General features: G+C 38.8%; 17 protein-coding genes. 4 read left to right on the top strand and 13 right to left on the bottom strand.

Annotated elements, in window-relative coordinates; genetic code table 11:
* Window positions 1–532: 532 nt before the first annotated feature.
* On the top strand, window positions 533–1,879 hold the full coding sequence (locus AAC073_RS02950; RefSeq protein ID WP_339922344.1) for a sodium:glutamate symporter: 1,347 nt from the start codon (window positions 533–535) through the stop codon (window positions 1,877–1,879).
* Between the two features lie 98 nt (window positions 1,880–1,977).
* A complete protein-coding gene (locus AAC073_RS02945; RefSeq protein ID WP_339922565.1) occupies window positions 1,978–2,232 on the top strand; it encodes a hypothetical protein in 255 nt (84 codons plus the stop codon).
* 79 nt (window positions 2,233–2,311) lie between these two features.
* Here AAC073_RS02945 and AAC073_RS02940 read toward each other — a convergent pair whose 3' ends face one another.
* The 3 genes from AAC073_RS02940 to AAC073_RS02930 all read right to left on the bottom strand — a co-directional run bounded on the left by AAC073_RS02940 (window position 2,312) and on the right by AAC073_RS02930 (window position 9,571).
* The gene (locus tag AAC073_RS02940; protein WP_339922343.1) at window positions 2,312–7,642 is read right to left on the bottom strand and encodes a CotH kinase family protein; all 5,331 of its coding nucleotides are present in this window, start codon (window positions 7,640–7,642) and stop codon (window positions 2,312–2,314) included.
* Window positions 7,643–8,391: 749 nt separating this feature from the next.
* The gene (locus AAC073_RS02935) at window positions 8,392–9,165 is read right to left on the bottom strand and encodes an energy transducer TonB (RefSeq protein ID WP_339922342.1); all 774 of its coding nucleotides are present in this window, start codon (window positions 9,163–9,165) and stop codon (window positions 8,392–8,394) included.
* 247 nt (window positions 9,166–9,412) lie between these two features.
* The gene (locus tag AAC073_RS02930) at window positions 9,413–9,571 is read right to left on the bottom strand and encodes a hypothetical protein (protein ID WP_339922341.1); all 159 of its coding nucleotides are present in this window, start codon (window positions 9,569–9,571) and stop codon (window positions 9,413–9,415) included.
* 132 nt (window positions 9,572–9,703) lie between these two features.
* On the opposite strand from AAC073_RS02930, the gene AAC073_RS02925 reads away from it, so the two are divergent.
* Entirely contained in the window at window positions 9,704–9,844 is a 141-nt protein-coding gene (locus AAC073_RS02925) for an AbiH family protein (protein WP_339922340.1), read from the top strand.
* Window positions 9,845–10,386: 542 nt separating this feature from the next.
* On the opposite strand, the gene AAC073_RS02920 is transcribed toward AAC073_RS02925, so the two are convergent.
* On the bottom strand, window positions 10,387–11,370 hold the full coding sequence (locus tag AAC073_RS02920) for an RHS repeat-associated core domain-containing protein (protein WP_339922339.1): 984 nt from the start codon (window positions 11,368–11,370) through the stop codon (window positions 10,387–10,389).
* Window positions 11,371–11,651: 281 nt separating this feature from the next.
* Here AAC073_RS02920 and AAC073_RS02915 point away from each other — a divergent pair, with 281 nt between their 5' ends.
* Window positions 11,652–12,122, top strand: a complete 471-nt coding sequence (locus AAC073_RS02915; protein WP_339922338.1) for a hypothetical protein — start codon at window positions 11,652–11,654, stop codon at window positions 12,120–12,122.
* Between the two features lie 96 nt (window positions 12,123–12,218).
* On the opposite strand, the gene AAC073_RS02910 is transcribed toward AAC073_RS02915, so the two are convergent.
* From AAC073_RS02910 to AAC073_RS02870, 9 genes are all read right to left on the bottom strand, one after another.
* Window positions 12,219–12,851 carry a hypothetical protein gene (locus tag AAC073_RS02910; protein WP_339922337.1) on the bottom strand — a complete coding sequence of 211 codons (633 nt, stop codon included), beginning with the start codon at window positions 12,849–12,851 and terminating at the stop codon, window positions 12,219–12,221.
* A gap of 100 nt (window positions 12,852–12,951) precedes the next feature.
* A complete protein-coding gene (locus AAC073_RS02905; protein WP_339922336.1) occupies window positions 12,952–13,902 on the bottom strand; it encodes an RHS repeat-associated core domain-containing protein in 951 nt (316 codons plus the stop codon).
* A gap of 830 nt (window positions 13,903–14,732) precedes the next feature.
* Window positions 14,733–14,903 carry a hypothetical protein gene (locus tag AAC073_RS02900; RefSeq protein WP_339922335.1) on the bottom strand — a complete coding sequence of 57 codons (171 nt, stop codon included), beginning with the start codon at window positions 14,901–14,903 and terminating at the stop codon, window positions 14,733–14,735.
* A gap of 456 nt (window positions 14,904–15,359) precedes the next feature.
* On the bottom strand, window positions 15,360–16,142 hold the full coding sequence (locus AAC073_RS02895) for a hypothetical protein (protein ID WP_339922334.1): 783 nt from the start codon (window positions 16,140–16,142) through the stop codon (window positions 15,360–15,362).
* Window positions 16,096–17,085 (bottom strand): RHS repeat-associated core domain-containing protein, encoded by a 990-nt coding sequence (locus AAC073_RS02890; RefSeq protein WP_339922333.1) that lies wholly within the window; start codon window positions 17,083–17,085, stop codon window positions 16,096–16,098. The genes AAC073_RS02895 and AAC073_RS02890 overlap by 47 nt, the downstream gene beginning before the upstream one ends.
* 252 nt (window positions 17,086–17,337) lie before the next feature.
* On the bottom strand, window positions 17,338–18,381 hold the full coding sequence (locus tag AAC073_RS02885) for an RHS repeat-associated core domain-containing protein (RefSeq protein WP_339922332.1): 1,044 nt from the start codon (window positions 18,379–18,381) through the stop codon (window positions 17,338–17,340).
* A gap of 254 nt (window positions 18,382–18,635) precedes the next feature.
* Complete coding sequence (locus AAC073_RS02880; protein WP_339922331.1) at window positions 18,636–19,034, bottom strand: hypothetical protein; 399 nt, start codon at window positions 19,032–19,034, stop codon at window positions 18,636–18,638.
* A gap of 56 nt (window positions 19,035–19,090) precedes the next feature.
* On the bottom strand, window positions 19,091–23,839 hold the full coding sequence (locus tag AAC073_RS02875) for a DUF6443 domain-containing protein (protein ID WP_339922330.1): 4,749 nt from the start codon (window positions 23,837–23,839) through the stop codon (window positions 19,091–19,093).
* Window positions 23,836–24,294, bottom strand: a complete 459-nt coding sequence (locus tag AAC073_RS02870) for a hypothetical protein (protein ID WP_339922329.1) — start codon at window positions 24,292–24,294, stop codon at window positions 23,836–23,838. The genes AAC073_RS02875 and AAC073_RS02870 overlap by 4 nt, the downstream gene beginning before the upstream one ends.
* Window positions 24,295–24,296: the final 2 nt, after the last annotated feature.

The following is a 24,296-nucleotide window of genomic DNA, read 5'->3' as shown; positions in this document are numbered from 1 at the left end:
AGTTGCTCTAAGATTTAACCTTGGGCGTACTTATGACTTGTGTAGGATTTCAGAAGGACCTTTTGCTGTTCGTTTGGTCTAATGGTTCTAAAAATGCCGTAGAATATTATATTCAGCGATTTGTGGCGCAAGTTTGTAGTTAGAAACCCTGTTCCTACTTAAATAGGTAATGATAAATTAAATCGCAAAGGCAATCCTGACAAAGTAAATCATATAGCGTTCTCCCAAAAATGTTAATTGTTTAAAAATTAGACTCGGATTTTTAAACCTTGGCAAAACATTTGTGCCCTAACAATTCATTCAAATTTACCCAAAAGAATTGTCCAATTTAATCCTTTTGGCAAACCTGATAGCGAAATTTTACACTTTTAAAATTTCATAGCGACAATCTGAAATTACCCTACTGGGTCCTTTAACCCCAAGATAACCGGCAGGTTTATGGCTACAAACCTAAAGCTATACCTGCCTTACCGCTCAAGTCGCTTTTTTGCTCATCAAAAATAATTCAACCGAACAAAAATCAAATAGATTCATGGAGAAATTTGCGACATTTGAATTTTTTAATGCCTTGCTACTGATTACCCTTTTCCTCTTTATTGCCTATGTGCTTAAAGAGGCCTTTCTAAAAAAACTAATGATCCCGGCCTCTTTAATTGGAGGTGTATTGGCACTCCTACTCGGGCCAGGCTTGCTGGGCCCCCTTATCTCCAAAAGTATCGGAATAAGTGCCCTTCCTAAGGGTTTGCTACCAGAGGCGAGTATAAATATTTGGAAGGATTTTCCTGCCTACTTGATTGTAGTGGTTTTTGCGGGCCTATTCCTGGGCAAAAACATCCCCAACTTCAAGACCATCCTAAATAAAAGCATGCCCAATCTATGCTTTGGTTACACCCTAGCCCTTGGTCAATATATCGTCGGTTTGCTTATTGCTATACTACTGCTCAAGCCGATGTTTGACATCGATGTAGTTTCAGGTGCTTTGATTGCCATTGGTTTTCAGGGAGGCCATGGGACGGTGGCCGGCTTAAAAAACACCTTCTCTGCCATAGACTTTGAACAGGGAGTAGACTTAGGACTAGGAATTGCCACCATCGGACTTATATCGGCCATTATTTTTGGTACCATTGTGTCCAATATCAATGGTAAAGAAGAGTCCCACGACATGAAAATGTCGGACAATGGCGAGGAAAATCCCAACTTGGAAAAAATAAAGAAAGTTTCCTTTCCTTTACAAATAGCCATTGTAGGGGTCACCATAATTTTAGGCTGGTTGTTTTTAAAGGGGCTCTCCTATGGAGAGATGGCCCTATTTTCTCAGGAAGAGTCAAAAATAAACAAGTTCATTCCTTTGTTTCCCGTGGCCATGCTTGCCGGTTTAGCGGTACAGGTAATGGCCGAAAAAAGCAAACTAACAGGCTATATCAGCAGAAAACACATCAACCACATTACCAACCTCTCACTTGACCTGCTTATTGTGGCTGCCATAGGTAGTCTTTCCATTAAAGCCCTGACAGAAAACCTGGCCCCATTGTTAATTCTTGGCGGTGCCGGTGTAGGCTATAATATTGCCATCTATTTTTTAATGGGAAGCATTTTCTTCCCAAAAGAATGGCGTCTAAGGGCTTTGGGAGAATTTGGGCAATCTACTGGTACTACGGCCATTGGACTGATTTTAATCAAAAGGGCTGGCAATAAAGCAGAAAAATACACCTCCACCTTTAGCTATAAACAACCCCTCTATGAACCCATCGTAGGCGGCGGGATTGTTACCGGCATAGCGCTTCCGCTGATCAGTAATGTGGGAGTTTATCCCTTTATTGGAGGCATGGCGCTATTATTAGGTATCCTATTGTTACTCTATTTTAAGTTTTACAAATAGCTATACAACTTATTTTGGGTTAAAATTAACTTCTGTAACCATTGTCACCACTTTGAAAAAGTTGTCTTTTTATCTTTGGATCAGAAATAATGGAAAGCATGGTCAACAAAGAAGTAAATACAGTTAAGAATCCTATCAATAATTGGACAATGGTGCTGATCATGTGCGCATGGTTAGGACTGGCGCCTTTTTTTCCGGAACCGCATATCTGGGGCAAACTTAAATGGATAGCAGGAGGTGCCAATGGCATGAAACTCATCGATTGGGGAGATTTTATTATGCATGGTTTCCCATGGTTTTTATTGTTCCGCCTTGTTTTTCTTAAATTCAAACCGAAGGGAGTAAAGGTTTAATCATGCTCAGGCTCAAACAAAATAGGAGAATTTGCTGTAGCAAATTCTCCTATTTTGTTCAATTTACAATTATCCGCTATTAATGGGCAATCATCAATTTGTGTCTTTCAATAGCACCGTTTTCAAATAAAATCACAACCAAGTAAAATCCTCCCGCCAGCTTGTCAGTCTGGATCGTATACTCACCTGGCCCCGAAAAATCTGTATTTGTGGTTAATGCCTCGATGAGATTTCCATTAGAAGAAAAAATCTGGATGCTGAATTCACCCTGATTTTTATAAATCGTAATTGTAGCTTCTTGATCTGCAGGATTAGGATTAAGACTTGAAGGCAAGTTTACATAATCCATCAATACCTCTTTAGTATAACCTTCACTTAAATCATTTAAAGTTCTCAGGTTAGCAGTTTCCAAAACAGTGGTATTGTTCTGTGCCACAAGCCCAATTCCTGAAATTGTTGCACTGTTTATCGAGGCAAGCAAATCAATATCCAAAATACCATCCTCAACCTGAATGTCTTCAAACTCAAGCACCAAAGCCCCATTGTTAGATTCATTAAATAGGTCCAACTGATTTTTTACCACATTTCCCTCTAGTGAAATATTAAATACGCGCCTTCCTATTCCCGTCGTTGAAATTTTTTTCCCAAAATACAATTCATTGTGGAAAGTAAATACTGTGTACAAACCATTGGGAACAGGAATTTGATAACTAAACTGTGGCCCAAACCTGTGCGTTTTAAACAACTCGTGAGCACTCAAATCATCAAATCGGGAGCTGTTTGAGCTTGTATAATAGGAATTTTTAAGATCGGAATCGAAGGACTGCTCCTCATATAGCAACTGCGGGCCACCTGTATTTACAAAGTAGGAAAACTCAATTTGGGGATCTTCTGGATCTAAAATAGGCACATCCGCACCTTGTGGTAAAATGGCAAATCCCGAAATCGTTGCATTGTTTGAGGTAGCAGTTAGAATTAATTCTATTTCTCCATTAACCACCTGAACGTTCTCAAAGATTAAGGTTGCCTCTTTATTGTCGTACTCCGAAAATAGATCCAGGTTCTCTTTCACTGTATTGCCCTGAAGTGCAATGGAAAAAACCCGCTGCCCTGCTCGTTCAGATCCGGAGATTTTGCCGAAATAGGTTTCATTGTGATAGGTAGCTACCGTATAACTACCATTTATAACAGGTATTCTGTAAACAACACTTTGCCCATAACGATGGCTTTGGAAAAGTGCTGATTCACTCGCCACACTGTATTGACTGGTATTTGAACCATTGGCAAAATAATTGGTAGCAAAATCCGACTGGAATGTTTCGCCTTCAAGACTTACAGCATCTGAACTTCCTGTATTTACAAACATCGATGGTTGGGCAGGTGGAGCAGCTTCCCAATCGCTTTTTACAACAGAAAATCCTGAAATAAGCGCATTGTTTATTGATGCATCTAAGCTTAGCGTTAAAAGTCCATTGTCTACAATAATCTTATCAAACTGTAGTACCCCTTCATTATTGCCGAACGTATTGAATAAGTCTAAATTTCTTTTCACTTCAACTCCTTGAAGTGAAATAGAGAATACCCTACGTCCTGATTCACCTGGACCATTTACTCCATAATAGGTTTCCTTATGCATTGTACTAACCACGTACTGGCCATTCGGTACAGGTATTTGAAATGTAACCTGGGCACCGAAAACCACCGTATTGAACAATTCCCCTGCCCCTGCACCCGGAAGTTGGCTCGTAGAAGCGGCAGAAGGAATTACATTGGTTTCGCTTAAAGGTAAGTATGGAATACCTGAGGATACTGCAATACTGCTACTCCCCAAATTCACGAAAAGTCCTTCCTCTGCAAGAACAGTTACTTTTACTTCCTTTGAAGACTCGTTTCCATTATTATCCACCGCATTGAAAGTGATCAGGTTTTCACCTAAATCTTCGAAGGAAAATTCAGATTTGGAAATATTCATTTCAAGTATTCCGCATATATCAGTACTGGCTCTGTCAATATCCTCAGGTAGAATTGTGGCTATTCCATCTTGATTCAAATAGACTTCGATGTCCTGAGTAACCAAAGTTGGGCCCATTTCATCTGGCATTATCACTATCTGAACCTTTGAGCTTTCACAACCATCAATAGATTGGCTAAGGAAATAAATGCCACTTTCTACGGGAGTAGAAAGGTCCAACTTCTCACTGTCAGTTGGATCAAGGTACCAATTTAAGCTTGCACTTCCGTCAGACAAATCCTCCAATAATGCTCCTTCGCAATAGAATATAGCTTCGGAGGACGGCGGAGGTGTAAGACAAGTCGAAGAGGTAGAAACCCCAGTAACCATAATATTATTTAAAGTAACCCTGTCCCCCTCATCCACAAACATATTTGCACCCTCGAAACGAATTCGGAGTTTTAAATCCGGATTGTCAACCGCTAGCGGTACCTCAGACAGATTAAATTCAAATACTTTATATTCCTCGAAGAGGTCTTTGTCTACTTCAGCCATTCCAGCCGCACTATAATTGCCAGATAATGTATCTAAATATTCCAAGATGACACGTTCCGCAGCCCCTTCGTCGATTGCAGCAAAGGAAACTTTAATGCTTCTATAGCCGAGCGTAGACACATTTATATTTATAATATTTTCACTATTTTCAGTTTTAAATGCTTGCTTAATTTGAATGCCACGCATTTTGATAGCCCCATAGTCAAGTCCTTCATTTGCGTCTGCCTGGTAATTTAGGGGAGTAGGCGAATTCCTTCTTTCCATGGAAGATTTACCCCAGTTTGGATGGTCTTCTGTAAACGGATAGCCAACCAAAGCAGACGCATACTGAATTTCTCCAGGCACCTCTGAAATACTGTAGGTAGATTGGAGGTTTTCCAAAGGGGTGTCATTGGCTATATTGGTATCAAATAGCCAAAAATAAAGGATCTCAGATTGGTTTTCAGGTATTTCTTCAGGGGAAAAATTGGCTATGATATTTAAATCGGAAGTAGGCGTAATGGATATCGTGGGCTCCGAGCTTTCTACATCTCCCGACCAATGACTAAATTGAAACCCAGGTTGAGGAATTGCAACCAAGGAAACGGGTATCCCATCAAAATATTTTCCTGACCAGGGGTAAGGGGCATTGGAAACCCCAGGAGTCTCTGAATTGATAGGTGTGCTGTTGATTTTTATATATCCTTGTTCTACATCTGAAACATTTAAACCTACAGCATGTGTACCATCAATCCCAAAATAATCCATCAAATGACTCATTTGATGTTCAGGCCTATTCACTGCAAACTCCTTCACCACATTAATATTAGACTCCCAATTAGACAATGAAGTCCATCTTTGTCTGTGTGCAGGAATCTCAGAGGCTATTTTGGAAGACATCTCATCAATGACTGCGTGAAGTCTTTCAGGCAGCATTGCCGTGTTAATTAAATCGGCAAACCTGTTGATGAATTCATTCTTGAATCCTTCGTTCATCAACAGCCTCCTTAAGATTAAGGTACTCCATGTTTTTGATCCAGTTGGATTGGTGGCATGTGCCAGGGTATTCGATGTAAAGGATCCGTTCAAACCAAACCCAACGTCTGTATCAAACATCATCCATCTCCATCTTCCATCTTGCCCTAGAGGTGCTTCAGGATTGTATTCAGGAATCCTTTTCCGAAAATACCTCACGTTGTTTTGCGGCCAGTCATCATTGTTAAAATAGATTTCAGCTACCTGGTAGTCAAGAAAATTGTCAACATCCATCAGAGTGTTGACATAATCGAAATTTTCTTCAATTGATAAATCACTTGTGGCAATAAAATTTCTCATTGAGAGATAATGGTCATTTTCACCCTCTTCTACTGCAGCATCATTTTCTAAAAGATCAAGGTCAAATTCTCCTATACCATATTTTCTTTCCAGAAAATGTCTATCATAGCGCTCACGGAAATTTGCCATGCCCCAATACTCCCCATTCAAATAGACGACGGCAGGCTGGTATTTTTGGGTTTCGAAGGTTAAGTGGCTAATGGATTCTTGCATGAAAGCATCCCTAAAAAATGTCAGGTTCCTATCATTCCCAGAATTCCTAAGAAGGAGTCGTTTGAAACTATCGAATTCATAGTTATCAAAAATTGGGTAATCAAAGGTGTTTTGTTCGTCGTAATCAGACCGGGCATATAACCGGAATGTCTTGTTCGCAAGTTCTCTACTGAACCCTCCATGGAGTCTAAGACCAATATTTTGATCGAGTACTAACTCCTTATCTACAAAAAGATGAAAACTGGCAGGCTGCTCCGTTTCGTTACCACTTCGGCCATAATTCGCCGGTCTTCCACCATGGGCAATGAGATCGGGGTTCTGTTCTCTCCAGTTGACAAAATCTTCACCAGCCACCATGATGCCTTTGTAAAAATCAAACAATCCGTCTTCGCTTAAATTGAGGGACACAACCGGCAAACTATGGTCAAACCCGCTTGCACCAGAAACAAAATAAGTAAAGGTATTTGTTTGGCTTGACAAGTCATCTTTATACGCTTTCGCCCTCACCACCATTGCTTTTTTGTTTAGAGCCGTGGGAAGGTACCAGGTAGAATGGTTATAGGTAGTTGATATGGCGGAGAGTTTATTGGGCTCGCCACTGCGGTCATTAACTTCAATAGGACTTGAAAATGAGTGAGAAACAAAGGATTGGTCTAGCAATGGACCAAGTGTTTGACCTGGATGCTGCGGGTATTGATTTACATATTGATAAGAGGTACCAGAAAGGTTTTCAATGTCAGGTTCGGAACCATCGACAGTGTAAATAATGGTCGCTCCAGGAGTTTCTGAGGTAAGAGACAGTAAAAAAGGCTCATTGTAATACCCCGAAGGATGAGAAGATACCGGCGGAGACAATAAGGTTCCGACTCCTGATTCAAGGTTTTGACCATTTGGTGTAGGCGTATCAAAAAATTGTAAAGTCCCTATTCCATCAGGTTGTCTTCCATAAGAGAAATTTGTGGGAATTGGGATACCTGGAATTATATCAATTTGTTGTCCTTCAGGATCAGTCAAGACGACATCTTCACCACCAGCACTAATGCCATAACTTGTGTGTAAGGGCTCCCCATCGATTTTTCTATCTTTACTTGAAGCCCAAACCAATAAATAACTATTTGGTAATATGAAAGTGGTAGGAAATGCCCATTTGAAGGGCGAAGATGGATTGTCTGACAATCCATATCCGGTCAGGTCAATGACTTCAGACCCATAATTATAAAGCTCTATCCAATCGCTATAATCTCCATCATTGTCTTCAATAGTCGAATTTGATGCCATGATTTCATTGATAGCAATAGATTGACCCATTGATATCGAAGATGAGGTGACTAATAAAAATAACCCCAAAAGAAAGTTTACACCTATAGCTTTACTCATAACAGAAACATTTATTATATTAAAATTTGCCTTTCACATTCATTAAAACGTAGCTAAAGTATAAACAATTTATAAATTGACAAGCATTTATCCTATAATTTTAGTCTAATTTATATTGCAAAAATCAAATACAACAATAATAAATTTCTGACAGGATCAATAAATTAATATTTCCTTTTGATACGTTTTTGTAAAATTCTAATCAATTATCATAGCGTATTCAATCCATTTTATTACAGGTTATACTAAAATATTTTAGAGAGCTGAATAGAAAAATAGTGAAGTTAAAAACTAGACCTGCTTTTTTGGTTCATCTTAAAATCCGACTTACCGGTAGGAATTGTCATTTCCACCTGATAAGGCGGACAAAAATTTAGGTAATATTGGAATATACCCCTTCAGTGAGAAGTAAAATTTCATTGTTGGTAGGATCTAGCATATTTTTAAACCTATACTAAAACGCTATTCAAATTGGAGTGGCATAACAGAACCCTGAGCAGAATCGAAGAGGTAGGTATTTCGGATAGGTTAACCTAAGGCTTCGGCTCCGCTCAGCCACCGTGCTTCGGCTCCGCTCAGCCACCGTGCTTTGCCTCCGCTCAGCCGCCGGTGCATGGGATTTGCAAATGAAATGAAAAGCATGACGACTACAAAGGAGTATAGCTATAAATGGATGCGGTGGATATAATAACTAATGGAGAAACTAAGTCGCCAGATTGGTGCCTTAAAAATGCCCTTTTGACTTTTTTTTAACGTTCTGGCGTGCCAAATCTTATGGGCATGCGCATAGCAATTGAAATGTTTTCACCGTCCTTTTGGGCAGGTGTCCATTGATGGGGGTAATCCCTAACCACCCGTAGGGCTTCTTGGGCCAGGGAGGGATAGACTTGTTCTGGATTCATAATTTCTGGATTGACGATGTTCCCCTCTTTATCCAACCAAAAGTAAATGTAGACCGTGCCACCCTTTCCCCTGTACAAGGCATTCAGCGGAAATTCTAAATTCTTAGCCAAATAATTATTCCAACCTACCATCCCTCCGTAAGGGATGGGCATAACTCCTTCAAGAGCAGCTGGAGGAGCTGTAGGTTTTCCTTTTTCATCAAAAAACTCGGCTTTTTCTTCTTCCCCTGACTTGGATACCCTCCTTGATTTCACAAGACCATTGGGATAAAAACCAATTTCAAATTCATATGCCAAAACAAAATCCTTTTCCCTGTAAGATGTTACATTGCCCAATGAATCATATATAAATGTTTTGAGCAGGGTTTCTTCCTTTTCCTCATCAAAATAAACTATTTTCTTACTGTAAATACTGTGGTCCAGGGTATATATCCCTGCCACCAGGCTGTCTTGATTTTCAAAAGATTGCTGGTAATATTTTGCTTGGTATTTTGTGGTATCCGAAATGGGGAACTGGAACCTGTTCAAATAGCTAAATTCCTGGGTCTGGGCATCGAGTGACAACACCAGACACAGGGTAAGAAAGGAAAATATAAACGATCTAAATATAAAACATATCATGTGCTTAAATTTATGTTTTAATAGACAAACAATATAAAAATACTAAATTATACTTAAAAACCAACTTTATTAAATACAAATCGGTGTTTACCAAATCATTAATTACAATAAGCTTCTTGTTAGTTAACCAACACGGATATATGAGATTGGAATGAACAAAGCTAATAGAATTGTTTCCTGCGTAACAATATGAACCAGAGACTTGATAGAGCCGTTTGTAGAAATTTTTAAAGTCTATTGAGATGGATTACTGGACCCTGAGCGGAGAGGAGTAGTTATTTAGGATGCGATAACCTATGGCTTTGGCTCCGCTCAACAGGTAGTCTGCTGGATTTGCAAATAGAATGAAAAGGATAACGACTTCAATGGAAAAAAGGAATTCAAGGGTATGGTAAATGCTACCCATAGTGGGGGCAGTTTTAAGCCACAGGATAAAACTGATTTCATCGATTAAAATCAATTTTTAATTTGAAAAAAACCAATAACTTGTTACAATTTGGAAAAACAGTTCGACTAAATTTATTCAAACAAAAATACCATGAATAAAATAGTAATAATAGGAAATGGGTTTGACAAGGCACATGGTTTACTTACTGGTTATGCAGATTTTATCGAGCACTTAAAAGATTCTATCGCATATTACAAATCAGAGGGGGATAGACATAAATTAATTAGATGAGCCGGATCATCTCTCTAATGGCACCTGATTCGTCCAGCGAACCTTTTCTTCTTTCCGTTAAACACCGTTTCGCTACCAAAACAGCACCGAAGGGTGGTTGGAAACCTCTGCTTACTCAGCGATTGCGGAAGACCTACTACCATCTTTTATACAACATGTCCTTGATTTACATCTAGGACTTCACGACATACTTACACCTAGGTGAGATATAAAATCTGGGTCCAGAAAACAAGTCACATGTCTTCGCAACCAACGACGCATTCATCAAGGCGTCAAAACTTAAAAGTATCGCTGCGTTGTAAAACAAAAAGCCCGATATTTCTATCAGGCTCTTAACAGTTTTATTCTCCAATTTTAAAACGAGCTAATAAAGAAGTATAAACCTGCCAAAAAAGATACAATTCCAGCATAGTATATATTGACATTTCCCATGTGAAAATCTTCCTTATTATATGCCTTATCTCTAACTTGAATAATAAAAATAATTATTGAAATGAGAATAAGTAACACTCCAATAAGCATGTTGAATACATCCATAGGTTTTACTTATTTTTCTCGTTATCCACACTTGTAGTAATCTCATAAGTCCAATCGCTTAGCATTTCCAATCCTTTAACTAATCCCTGCCAAACATTATTTGCCTCTTTACTCAGGCTTTCGGAACCAACAGCTTTAAATCCTCCTTTGGATAGTTTACCAAAAGCAAATCCTTTCCCTATTTCGTAGCCTGCATCTTGTAATGTCAGATCCCCCGTTGATGCTTTAAGTGTTCCCTCCATAATACTTCCTGCTTTAGAAATCGTACTTCCAATCGCAGTAATTTCAGGCTGGACAGTTGCAATTCCGGCAACCTCTATAGCTGTACCAAAATCCTGTACTACCTGTGATCCTAGCAGGCCTCCTTGTACAGAGGCCTCTTTCAAGCCTGATGCTACTGCTGCTCCATCATTGACAATAGAGACCGTTGACATAAGCGATACTTGAGAATTACTGAGTTGGGATGAGTATTCTGAGTTTATATTACTAGATTGTCCAGTCAATAATCTTTGAGAGGGAGCTTGAATATTGTTGGAAAACTGTGAAAAAATCATACTCGCCATCATGTAATAATATGAACCGGGACAAAAAACACACCTTCCATCCGGATCATTATATCGTATCGGATTATTCCACATTGCAGCATAAGGACTCTTATCTATCTGGTTCGGATGATCAGCCAAAGGATCCACAACTCCCCACCTTCCCAAAACCGGATCATACATCCTGGCTCCGTAATCATAATATTCAAGGCCACTTTCCTCAATTGGTTCCTTGCCATTAAACAAGTACTTATTCGCCTTAAATCCTCCATACTGATATCCCAGCCCAGTCAGCTCAAGCCCCCAAGGATCATAATGCGTCTCCTGAATTACAATTGAAGGTGTTCTTGAAATACTGAAGTCATCGAACCAGACGTCTTCGGCTGTTTCGTTAACTACTACGGTTTCCATGTATCCCGCACGAGAAATATACAATTTTTCTTCCAAAATTTTAAGTTGATTTGCTTCAAATGAAGTACTGTTGTAAATCTGAGACTATTATTCATCGATCTCTATCAAGGGATAAAAAAAATGAATATGGCTTTGGTTGGTCTTAACCAATCCTCTAAATTTAATTTATTAAACTTTTCTACTCTTACATAACCAATTTAATTCCTATTTTTTTATATTTAAGTAATAAATCAGGATTGAATAAACTTTAAAATATTGTCCTCATAAAACTAAATAGAAGTCATTCACATTCTAAGTGTCAATTATTATATTTACTAATGAAGCATATACTTAACCTAATAGTCATAAGCCTTGCCATTTATAGTTGTAGTGATGCAAACTCCCAGTCGGGAGAACCTCTAACTCCTGAAAAAATAAATGAGCAATTTTTTGATCTTTATGACTCAAAAGGAATAAGTGAAGCTTTAGAGTTTATTTTTTCCACTAATGACTGGATCAATGAAACACAAACCTCAGAAGTAAAAAACAAGCTGGTTGAACTAACAAAACAGTTAGGAGATTATCAAGGACAAGAAGTTGTTTCCAAAAGAAGTATAAGCGAAGACTATCTCCTATATTCATTCCTAATAAAATATGATCGACAACCTATCCGGTATCTGTTCATTTATTATAAACCAAAGGACAAGTGGCAGTTACAGAATTTTCAATACGATGACAATTTAGAAACTGAATTAATAGAAGCCGCCAGTGCTTATAGGCTCACTGAAAACCTACCAGGCAATGAATAATGAGGAACTTTTTCTATATGAAAGTAACCACGTCTACTCTCACCTGTTTAAATATTTATTTCTTTACATCTTTTTAATGGACATTAAATGTCAGACTTATTCCTTTATTTTAATTGTATGATTATACACTTGCTCTGTCCACATTAAACTATCTCCTTCAACCGGCTCATACTCCAGCAACATATCAAACCCCACCCAAGTCTTTTTAAAGTTAGTTATTGTTAAACCAAGGTTGTATTTATCCGAATAAGCCTTTCTAAAATTTAGACTATCCTGAAAATAAATTTCTATATTTCCTTTAAAAGGAAACGGAAAAGTGATTTTAGCCTCGTAAACACTATCATACATAATTCTTTCTTCTTGAAACACAGGTATTGGAGAGTTTAATTGCTTTTCCCCATTTTCATAATAGCCTAAATAAATGGCATTCCCCTCTTCAAATAAAAAATGAGATTTTATAGATTGGTCAGTATGAAATTCATACGTATTTCCTGTTTGAACACCTTCATCATAATTGGAATAATAAACCTTCCCTCCGGAGTCATTATATTTCCAAAATTCGCCTGAAATCTTTCCATTATTAGAATAATATTTTTCCTTTAATAACCCATTTTGGTAATATCTCAGTTGCAATCCCTCCTTTACACCCATTTTATTTTTAGAAATTATTGATTTGACGACTCCATTCTCATACCATTGAAACTCTGTATACATGGAATCATTTAACAAAACTTGGTAAGGTTTATCGCTCGTAATTAACAGCCTCTCACGGCTTTCACAAGACAAGGCCAAACTTATAATGATAATAATTGGCAACAATCGGGTATAATTACTTTCGTTTTGTCCATTTTTTATTAGGATCATCTCTTAATCTTTTAGAATCTTGAACATTTTTTGTTCTATATTTTGCGGAGTCTCCATTGACAATTACATCAACTGTAACAGTCCCATCAGAATGATTTCTACCGGAACCACTTACAAAAATAGAATCAATACCTGTGTTTTCATTAGATTTTTTACTCCCAAAATCAAACACTGCTACTCCAATTTCGACACCCTGTACAAAATCCTCTTTCGCATTCTTAGAAGTGTCAACTCTCAAATAAGGAAGAATAAACGAATCAATGTTTATATTATGCTCTACCTCTCCTTTTCGAACCTTTGAATCATCGCCACTATATAGATTTGAAAAATGGGTATTACCTGATCCGCCATTGCTAAGTTTATTGTCTATTGATACCAATATATCAGTTAAAGATCTTTCAATATTTTTTATGTTTTTGTCAAAAGCTTTAAAACTATTCTCGATTCCGTCTCTTACAAAAGCGAATTCACTTTCTACTTCTCTCTTAAAATACTCGGATGGATCACAATTTTCACAGGGCATCATCCCATCAGGATCAATAAACCTGATCGGATTATCAAATGCATAATTGTACGGAGAATGCCTTGTCATTTTGTCCGCCAAAGGATCCACACCTCCCCATCTACCAATTACCGGATCGTACATCCAAGCACCGTAATCATAATATAGAAGATCGTCTTCTCCTATCAGTTCTTTCCCATAGTACAAGTACTTGTTAGCCTTGTGACCAAAATACTGATACCCCATTTCTGTCAATTCCAAATCACATGAATCCCTGAGTTCCTCAGGACAGGCTCCATGATTCTCTTGGATCTTTATGAAGGGAGTTCTTGAGACATTAAAATCATCAAACCTACCTGACAGACAGGCATGCCTAACTTCTTCAGCGGTTTCATGTTCCAAGACAATTTTCATGTATCTGCCTTATTAAATATACAATTTTTCTTCTAAATTATCTTGCTAAATTATCAGATGTATAGGATTAAATATTTTGGTAATATAAAATTATAAAAGCAAACTAATTAATTTCCTAAAACCTATATGACCTACCTTAAGATAACTTATTGGAGATCTGAATAATATTAAGCCATATCAAATGGTCATTTTATAATAATTCCCTACAGTTAACAGATTTTAATAGAAAGGTATAACTGCTAATTACACCTCATTAAAATTAATGGCTTGCCCTTCAAACCCCGTAGTGAACTTTCATTACCTAGTTAAACGATATGCACGACAAACAATGAAAAAGCATTCACAAATCTGCAAGGGATTTCGTCAACTCCATAATCAAGAGTTAAGAGCTCCTTTGTATCTCCTTATCCATTTTTTTTTATCAACCCTTAAATGAAAGTATAGTATCAAAAAAAGAAAAAAAGAGAACATAATAAACATCCTGTTGTAATACGTGTCCAATTTCCAATTTTTAAGATAATTGGCATGAGGCAGTAAACTGTTGTAATAAATAAATTGTGACTTGTTAATTCCAACCTTTTCCTCAAATGCTTCTCTGTTAGCCGTCACTTCGTTAACATAAACAACAGAATCTAACTCGAACTCATATTTCACAACCATCTTACTAGCTTCCATTGAATGATCTAAGTAATGTACTTGAGATGATATTGTTTCTTTAAATTCAAAGACATCAAATAAAGAGTTGTAAATGGTCACCTGATACAACGACTTCATCCACATTGAACCGAACATAATGTAGCCTACTATTAATATGATATTTAAAAAAGTTCTCACCAGTCAAACCAATCTAAAACTGTCTCTTTAACATATTCCGAAGTACTCTGAACAGGTCCTGTTTTAGAAGCCGTTTCAGTAGCACCTGTGGCAACAGCATTCGTTGTTGCCAATCCGTTCGCAGCTGCTCTTCTACTATGTCCCATTCCTGTAACTATATTATCCATTATACCTTGTACTTTAGAGCTTCCAAGTTAGATTGGTTATTATTTAAAACACAATCATTTATTTGACCAACTACAACTACTTAAGCAAGAGCAATGCTACCATTTATTTCTACTAAGTAGGCTTTTTATATATTCAATGCAAAATAAAAAAACGCTTAAGCAGTTTTATTAGCGTTTCCTTTTTCTTTTTCTCTTGAAAAAATTAAAGTCGATATTCCTGATCCTACTAAAGGGTGACAAGCTATAATAAGTGACAATCAAAAAAATAACCCCTATCAATATGAACAGGTGTCCCCCCAACCCTGACATCTTCAATGTCCGACTGTTTACTCCATAAGCTACCAACCCTTTAACAATCATAGCTCCCCCCAATAGAATAAACAATACGGATACTGCCAATGGGAATATGAATAGGCTGTTGCTTTTCTTGGCCATCTCTCTCCCTATTTATTTTTCTTAACGAATCTTTAAATACCCCAATCCTTCATAAAAAACTTTCTTTACCTCCTTTTCTAAACTGTTTGCCCAAGGTGGATTGTTCTCGCCTCTAAAACTTGCAAATAATGCAAGTATATAGCCGTGGGCTTCTGGAGAAAGCTGACTTGGACCCTTTTCAATATTCCACCCACTACTTAAATCCCCTGACCAAGTTTTCATTTTAGCAACCGAACTGTTCGCATTGAAAACTCCAAGGCCAAAAAACAAAAGCACGAGTTCCAGTATAACATCATCATCCGCATACTTCTTACCTTCCCTCCTTAATTTTAGCCGGATGAGCTCAAACGCAATTGACACCACCAAATAACTAGGATTTTTTATATATCCACTGTTAATCAAAATCTCGGTACTTCCGTCAGAATATTCAGTGAATTTACTGGACGCAAAATCACCTCCATCCTCAGAAACCATCATAACTCCTGAGTCCAGAAAAGCATCCCCTGTTTCATTAAATAATCCAAACTCAACTTGCCCCAAATCCACTTCCAGTATATTCCCAAGTTTCTGAAATAGTAACTGGGTATAAACTTCATCTCCTCTAAACACCTTACCCGTTATCTCTATGGGATCACTGTAAATCTTTGAATTCAAAACAAACTCTTCTCCAAACTCCTCGATTAGATTAAAAAACCCATTATCCAGCACAACCCTGTCTGGACTCATTATAGGACACTTGGGCTTTTTCTTAAAAAGATTAATTACCTGGTCTAACCACATTGTTCCTCCTTTTCTCTGTCTCATCAGGTTTTTGCCTATTTAACATGTTCTCAATCACTCCTGAGGGAGATGAGCCGGAAAACACCCTAGAATGCCCTATTTTCATACTTTGCTCTTCAATTGGAAGCTTCCCAAACTTTTCTGCGGACAATCCTCCCCTCGCTCTTTCCATGACGCTATTTTTCCATTGTTCCTGTAGTCCCTTCAGCTCCTGTGTCGTATTGTAATCATCCACAAAATAGTCCGCGCCAATGGAAACCTCAAACTTACCTACCTCATCAAATGATTCAACCTTTGTTATTGTCTTAGCATCATCTAAGATCTGGACAGTTAATTTGGCAGCATTGCCCCAAAGGTTTCCAAAGGTATGCGTATTATCAAAATTTTCAGGTGTCCCTGCAGCAGGAGATGTCAAACCGGACATATTTTTCCCTAGTCCTCTACTCGTATGGAATCTTTGTATCTTTACAAGCGCCCCTTCACTTCTGCCAATTATCGCAATACCAGCGTTATGTATTTTTGCCGTCTGGTACAAAACCCTTTTAATTTTTGACACATTGGCAACTCTTGAAGAATTTCTTAGGGCAGGCCTTGCCCCACCTGGGCAACATGGCATCATCCCATCAGGATCAATAAACCTGATCGGATTATCAAATGCATAATTGTACGGAGAATGCCTTGTCATTTTGTCCGCCAAAGGATCCACAACTCCCCACCTTCCCAAAACCGGATCATACATCCTAGCCCCATAATCATGATACTGAAGATCGTTATCTTCAATCAGTTCCTTCCCATTGTACAAATACTTGTTTTCATTGACACGTCCATACTGATAGCCTAACCCCGTCAACTCAAGCCCCCAAGGATCCCTGAGTTCCTCACGACAGGCTCCATGCTTTTCCTGAATGACCATAGAAGCTGTTTTGGAAATACTGAAGTCATCGAACCATACATTAGGAAAAATCATCCGAAATCTAAATAATTTCAAACAATTAAAATTGGCCATTTTAAAAATTATTTTTATTAGGTTAATTCTGGTTGATAGAAGGGTGTAATGTGAAATTACACCTAGTTGTGGGCTTTTCTATTTACTCACTTAAGAATTTAAATTGTTTCTGAAGAATATTAACCAAAATGACAGTATAATAATATCATTATTAATACTATAAGAAGGCCAATAAAATTCATCCTGCCTGCTAATAAAAATTCATTATCGTCTTTATTCTTCTTCATCTCTTCTTTGGACATTATCATTAATTAACCCACTAGTTTTATTAACCCCACTTTCAACAACACCTAAGGCAGATTTTTGAATATATTCCTGAATGGGATTATTTATTAATCCTACTTTTTTAGATTGCTGAATTGCAGCACCTGTAGCCGAATTAGTAATTGCACCTACGGCGAGATTAACACTTTCTTGGACTGCACCTTGAACATTCCCATTGCTTAAATGAAGTCCCGCCTTCATGGATTTACCAAGTATGGAAGCTCCTTCACCAATAGGTACAAAAATCATAGAAGCTCCTTCTGTCGGTATCGCTAGCAGGATTCCTACGTCTGACACTGCCTCTCCACCTTTGTCAAGAACATTTCCCACATCCATTGTTGCTTCTTTCGCAAGAGTTTTACCAACCTCGGTCACTGCATCGATATCGGAAGCAACCCCTGAAATCTTAATAGCAGTCCTCGTGGTTTCATTCATCCCGATATTTGATGGTGTGCTGCCTGAGGCCCCAGAAAATAACCTTTGTGATGGGGCATTGGCTTGGCTTAAAATACCTGAATATTTTGCTTTCATCCCTTGAAATACAGCATAAAGCAATTGAAAGCAACTAGGGCATTTCCCATCCGGATCATTGTATCTGATCGGGTTGTTCCAACTGAACTGATATGGGGACATTCCTATCTGTCTCGGATGGCTGGCAAGTACATCAACACTCGTGAACCTACCAATCGAAGGATCGTAAAACCTTGATTTAAAGTCGTATAATCCCATATTAAAATCCCTTATGATCTTGTTGCCATTAAACAAATACTTGTTAGCCTTAATACCCGCATACTGATACCCCAACCCCGTCAACTCAAGCCCCCAAGGATCATAATGAGTCTCCTGAATTACAATTGAAGGTGTTCTTGAAATACTGAAGTCATCGAACCAGACGTCTTCGGCGGTTTCATTGACCAAGACGGTTTCCATGTATCCGTCTTGTGAAATATACAATTTTTCTTTAGAAATCTCATACCGAATTACTCGAACCACCCTAATTGCGAGTTTTTAGTCATATAAACATGAAATAGCAAAATCTTTCCCATTTGAAACTTAAACCTAGAAAAGTGAAGAAAAAAAACTCTCCGAACAGATTATAAGCAGGCCCTACCAAATAGCTGATTTAAGATTATCTTGCTTAGTTCATCGTGATTGAAAGGAAGATGTAATTATAAATTACAGCTAGGTCGGAACAAACAATAAAAAAAGCCTTCACAATTCTGCAAGGGCTTTTGCAAATTCCATAATCAAGAGTTAAGAGCTCCTTTGTATTTCCCTATCCATCTTTCTTTATCAACCCTTAAATGAAAATATAGTATCAAAGAAAGAAAAATGGAGAACATAATAAACATCATGTTGTAATACGTGTCCAATTTCCAATTTTCAAGATAATTGGCTTGAGGCAGTAAACTATTGTAATAAATAACTTGCGACTCGTTAATTCCAACCTTTTCCTCAAATGCTTCTCTGTTAGCCGTCACTTCGTTAACATAAACAACAGAATCTAACTCGAACTCATATTTCACAACCATCTTACTAGCTTCCATTGAATGATCTAAGTAATGTACTTGAGATGATATTGTTTCTTTAAATTCAAAGACATCAAATAAAGAGTTGTAAATGGTCACCTGATACAACGACTTCATCCACATTGAACCGAACATAATGTAGCCTACTATTAATATGATATTTAAAAAAGTTCTCACCAGTCAAACCAATCTAAAACTGTCTCTTTAACATATTCCGAAGTACTCTGAACAGGTCCTGTTTTAGAAGCCGTTTCAGTAGCACCTGTGGCAACAGCATTCGTTGTTGCCAATCCGTTCGCAGCTGCTCTTCCACTCTGTCCCATTCCTGTAACTATATTATCCATTATACCTTGTACTTTTCCTGTTAGTCCCGTACTTTGAGAATATGATGCAACTCCATTTGTTGTAGTTTTAGTCACTCCTTGTCTCATCACATTTTGGGCAGTAGATTCAATACTCTCACCAACAGTTGCTATTAATGAATTTGCCGAGTTCTCAACTCCCTGCATCAACTTGCCAGCCCCTGCTCCCAAAGTCCCTCCTACAACACCTGAAATAGCGCCAGTTAAAGCCTTCTCTCCAACTTGCGAACCATCAACATTCCCAAGTGCTTCTCTGAAAGATTGGTTGTTATTTAGAACATGATCACTTGTTTGACCAACTAAATCTCCAACAGCACCTCCAAGAGCACCTCCAGCAACCGCAGCACCAAAAACAACAGCGGCTCCACCACCAGTAGCAACAGTCAAATCGATTACTGCTCCTGCAACCGCTCCTGCGGTTGCTCCTTCCGCAATACTCAAAGCCATATTTTTATTATTAACATAAGCATCCACAGCTCCAGCGACTCCTCCCACCACGGCTCCTACAACAGTCCCAACAAATCTTCCATCAGGGTCAATATTCTTAATTGGATTGTTTAGAGTATAATTATAAGGTGACCAAGAGTAGTAGAGATTACCAATCGGATCCACCACTCCCCACCTTCCCAAAACCGGATCATACATCCTCGCCCCATAATCATAATACTGGAGATCGTTATCTTCTACCAATTCCTTCCCATTGTACAAGTACTTATTCTCCTTAATGCCCGAATACTGATATCCCAATCCAGCCAACTCCAACCCCCAAGGATCATAATGCGTTTCTTGAATCACAATGGAAGGGGTTCTTGAGATACTAAAATCATCAAACCAAACGTCCTCAGCAGTTTCATTGACCAGGACGGTTTCCATGTATCCGTCTTGAGAAATATACAATTTTTCTTCCAAAATCTCATGCTGGTTGGCGGCTTTTTTGCTAAGGGGCTGTTTGCCTACTTCATAGCGGTTACCATCACTGTCATAAAGTGCATACAGCAGGTAAGCTTCTGGGCTTTCCTTTTGCTGAAGGTCTGTTGCCACTATTTGGATCATGTTTAATAGTGTGATCGGGTTGGCAGCTCCTGCTTGCTGGGTACTTTTGGACAATTCATTGAGGTCATTGAGGATTTTACTTTTTCCTCCACTGCTTAGGAAGCCTGCTGCGTTGGCTTTTTGTATCTTATTTTCCTGGTACTTGCCAAAGACACGCAAGTGGAGATTGTCTCCGGCAAAAACCTTTTGAGTACTTGATGGACCTAAAATTCTTCCTCTCTCTGCATTTAACCAAGCCACTTTATCTCCTCCGGGGGTTACGTTCTGTTCCGGATCAATTTGCCTGGAAGTACTTAGCCCTGAGAAATCTTCTTGCTCTTTAGCTACATGTTGACTTTCCATAGTCGCTAACTTTGTCTCCGTATTGGGTTGTCGGAGTACCTGGCGAACATTGCCCAAATGATCTTTGACAAAATAGTCGTAATGGTAGACTCCGGATTCATAAGCTACCCTGCCTTCTTCATGAATCAGGTAATCCAAATTGCCATTTAGGTAAACCAACTCTCCAATATAGTCTCGGGTATTGTAAGGCTTGCCTTTTCCTTCCTGTACCGTCTGACTGAGTTTGTTCCCTTCTGCATCATAGGCAAAGTTTATCTTGCCTCCGGTGGAGAAGGTGATCTCTTCTGGCAAATTCAGGTGGTTGTAGCTGATCCTTGAAATCCTTTTGTCCGGATTGGAGGTTTGGTTGCCATTGCCATCATAGCCGTAGTCTTCTTCGGATTCAGTATTGGGCTTAAAATCTTTTGCCTCATTGCTGTTTGTGACATGTCCATCACTGACCCGTAACAATTTATTGGAATAGCTACCTCCAAGAGCTTTACTTGTTTCATAATTATAGTCAAGCATGTCCACTTTGCCATAGCTTTCTTTGGTCTTTTGGTTGTAGCGGTCCATCGTTAGAATATTGCCGTTCGCATCATAGCTAATACCTTGAAGCGAATAATTGTTGGTTTCACCTGTGGCATTAAACTTGGCGGCCAGCAGCCGATTGGCATTGTCATACTGGTAAGCATAGCTTTTTGACTTCCCATCCTGCCCTGACCATTCTATACCTGCAATGTTTCCATTGTAATACTTTTCTTCGCTGCCTGTTTGGTAATAAAAATTCTGTTTGAATAGGGCGGCATCACTGCTCCCAAGAGTTTTGATCCATCCCCTAATATTATAAGCGTAGGATTGGTTGCCTGAGGCATTACCTGAAAAAGATTTGTTAGTCTGTTGCCCTAGGTCATTGTAGGTATAGGTCGCCAGGGTTTGCATCTGATCCTCGGAACTGATGTTAATTCCATGCTTTATACTTGCCAAGCTTCCTGATACATGGTACTGCATGGTTCGGTAGGTACGCAAGGGTGAGGGATGGTTTTGTTCCATCACTGTCCGTATGGGTTGCCCTTCAAAGTTGTATGCGATAGACTGCCTGATTGTGCCTCCCAGTTGCTGCTCGGAAAGTGTTTGTATCAACTGGCCCTTTTCATCATAGTATAGGACAGTGGTATAAAAAACGCCGGTTTTAAGGTTTTTGACTTTCTTCCCCGTCTGCAAACTACGAACCCTAATAGTGGACTCTGCTTCAAAACCTTTAAGTACCCCCTCTGGCGGCTGATAGGAAAAGTCTTTGAGCAAATCGTAGGAATCGTAGTAGTTCACTGTTAGAATCTCTTCCTCTACTTCTGGCCAGGCATTTGGTGACTCCTGCTGCTCATTTTCCCCGATACGGGCGGTGAAGCTTTGGTTGCTCTTTGCTTTCATCCTGAATCCTGGCTTCAGCTTGATACTTTTGCTGGCCTGGTAAACTTTGTAACCATCATACTTACTGGAACTAAAGCTATCCCCACTTCGTGTATGGGCGGTCTGTGCGGTGGTACGGGCATTGTTACCCCCTTGAGTATTTAGGTAAGCTTGTAAATCTTCTCTATTTCTTTTGTCCGTGGTAAATCCAGTCCGGATGATTCTTCCCAATCCATCGTACTTGGTAAAGAGCCAGTTCATGCTTGATTTAGCTGCCAAATTTCCGTCCTGAAAACCTACAAGCCGGTCTTGTTGATCGTAAACCATATGGCACGGTTCCTTAGCGGGGATCTTCTTTTTTATCAATCTTTTTCTGGCGTCATATCGGTAGAGATAATACTGAGCATTGGCCAAGGTAGTATTTTCAGACTGTTCCCAGCCTATGTCTGCCAGTATTTTGCTGGCTTGGGGAGGAATGACTACTCTAAGTTTATCAAAGTAATCATAGACATAATAGGTGCTCAGCCAACCAACAGGTCCCTGACTCTCTTTGCTGGCAGTATCCTGGCTTTTTTTGAGTACAACTTTTCCTTGTTTATCGCTGTAGGTAAGCGTACGGTTGTCATCTTCATCATCACTGATCTCCACCCAGAGTTCTCCAGGAGAATAGATCTCCTCACTGATAGGTAGTCCGTCGGCGTTAACTCGAAACAGTCTTACCTGATCATTGATTCCTTCGGGATTATTGTCATTGGTTCTTCTGGAGAATTTTATTTCATGACCACTACCCATTTTCCAAGCTTCCCCTGGGGCTGTCTGTTGGTCTATTCGGTTCAAGGGAGAGGGTTCAAACGCTTTTTCTGTATAGGCAAAAGCATCGCCATATATGTTGGCAGATCGGTCAGTCTGTTTCTCTAAGGCATTGCTTCGAAAGCTACCATCCTGTAGGCCTGTGGTCTCAAAATAGGGAAGGTATTCTTTGGCCTGTCTGCCAAAAGGATCATAGACAATTGGAGTGATCAGATCTTTGCCATTCACCGAAGCTTGCTGTTTTATGTTTTGCATGGGTCTACCAAGTCCATCAAAGTAGACAGTTTCTTTGTAGAAATCTGTAGGAGAGGCTTTTTGGTTGATGGTCTCTGTAAGACCTGCATCTCTGGCGGTGAACTTTTTAACAAAGTTCTGGTCTAAGATTTTTGCCTTTATAGGTGTTTTTTCCGTAATACAACCGGAGGCATTATGAACATATGCTAAATGATAGGTAGTTGATGTTGATAAGTCGGGAGTAGTATAATATTGGGATTCACCAACCTGTGTCATCTGATTTGAGGAAAACCACTTATATCCAAACCCGTCAGGAGCGGGATTGGCCATTAATACCACTGAACCGATTCCTATTCGGGTGACATCTGAGGAGGAGGATAATACCCCATCGCATGGGTTATTACCTACTACCTGAACCTGAATATTGTCGTAGAAATTCCCGTTATAGGTCATATATTGATACACCAACGAGTGGCTGCCGACTGAATTGTAAGTAAGGCTTATCGTATTATTGGTCTCATAATTAATCGATGCTCCAGATGGGGACCATAGGTTTCCTACTCCACCACTCGGAGAAACCATTTTGGAACCATTCCAAAAATTCACCTCATAAACAACTGTTTCACCTTGACTGACCGAAGTAGGTCCAACAATTTGCACATAAGTAATCTCCTGGCAAAAAATAGCTTGGACATAAATGAAGAATACCAGTAAAAGGATGAAAGGTTTCATTTTACTTTCTTTTTGATAAAATATAACTCATGAATTTCTCCATTTCTTTCCCTTAATGGCACCAATAAAATGCCTTCTTTTCCGCTAGCTTCGACGGAATACTTGGTTTTTACTCCACCTACCTCGATAATGATTTTATTTTTTTCTACAGCACCCCACTTACCTGATACAATGATTTGTTTTTTACCCATTACCCATTTGGCAGTAAAAATCCCGTTATCTTGAAAAAGATATTCTCTTGATTTAATTGCATTGCCCATTTCACCCGATAATCTTTTGTAATCTTGTGAATTTTCATTAAAAAGGATGCGTTCCTTTACCCCTAGCTGCGAGACTGAATCAGTCTGCCAATAACCTATCAATTCAATAGATTTAGATTCAAGCATACCTTGACCAACCGCAGGTACTATACCTATAAGAAAAATAACAAGTCCAAAAAAAAACGCATTTTTCATGT

It is taken from the genome of uncultured Cyclobacterium sp., from assembly GCF_963977555.1.
GTDB lineage: Bacteria > Bacteroidota > Bacteroidia > Cytophagales > Cyclobacteriaceae > Cyclobacterium.
This window is presented reverse-complemented; position numbering and strand designations above follow the sequence as displayed.

What these genes read in the sequence shown, in the direction of transcription:
- AAC073_RS02925 (WP_339922340.1), top strand. Translation starts at nt 9,704, where the DNA reads ATGAATAAAATAGTAATAATAGGAAATGGGTTTGACAAGGCACATGGT.
- AAC073_RS02900 (WP_339922335.1), bottom strand. Translation starts at nt 14,903, where the DNA reads ATGGATAATATAGTTACAGGAATGGGACATAGTAGAAGAGCAGCTGCG.
- AAC073_RS02935 (WP_339922342.1), bottom strand. Translation starts at nt 9,165, where the DNA reads ATGATATGTTTTATATTTAGATCGTTTATATTTTCCTTTCTTACCCTG.
- AAC073_RS02930 (WP_339922341.1), bottom strand. Translation starts at nt 9,571, where the DNA reads ATGGGTAGCATTTACCATACCCTTGAATTCCTTTTTTCCATTGAAGTC.
- AAC073_RS02870 (WP_339922329.1), bottom strand. Translation starts at nt 24,294, where the DNA reads ATGAAAAATGCGTTTTTTTTTGGACTTGTTATTTTTCTTATAGGTATA.
- AAC073_RS02895 (WP_339922334.1), bottom strand. Translation starts at nt 16,142, where the DNA reads ATGAGACAGAGAAAAGGAGGAACAATGTGGTTAGACCAGGTAATTAAT.
- AAC073_RS02945 (WP_339922565.1), top strand. Translation starts at nt 1,978, where the DNA reads ATGGTCAACAAAGAAGTAAATACAGTTAAGAATCCTATCAATAATTGG.
- AAC073_RS02915 (WP_339922338.1), top strand. Translation starts at nt 11,652, where the DNA reads ATGAAGCATATACTTAACCTAATAGTCATAAGCCTTGCCATTTATAGT.
- AAC073_RS02890 (WP_339922333.1), bottom strand. Translation starts at nt 17,085, where the DNA reads ATGATTTTTCCTAATGTATGGTTCGATGACTTCAGTATTTCCAAAACA.
- AAC073_RS02905 (WP_339922336.1), bottom strand. Translation starts at nt 13,902, where the DNA reads ATGAAAATTGTCTTGGAACATGAAACCGCTGAAGAAGTTAGGCATGCC.
- AAC073_RS02940 (WP_339922343.1), bottom strand. Translation starts at nt 7,642, where the DNA reads ATGAGTAAAGCTATAGGTGTAAACTTTCTTTTGGGGTTATTTTTATTA.
- AAC073_RS02950 (WP_339922344.1), top strand. Translation starts at nt 533, where the DNA reads ATGGAGAAATTTGCGACATTTGAATTTTTTAATGCCTTGCTACTGATT.
- AAC073_RS02880 (WP_339922331.1), bottom strand. Translation starts at nt 19,034, where the DNA reads ATGAAGTCGTTGTATCAGGTGACCATTTACAACTCTTTATTTGATGTC.
- AAC073_RS02875 (WP_339922330.1), bottom strand. Translation starts at nt 23,839, where the DNA reads ATGAAACCTTTCATCCTTTTACTGGTATTCTTCATTTATGTCCAAGCT.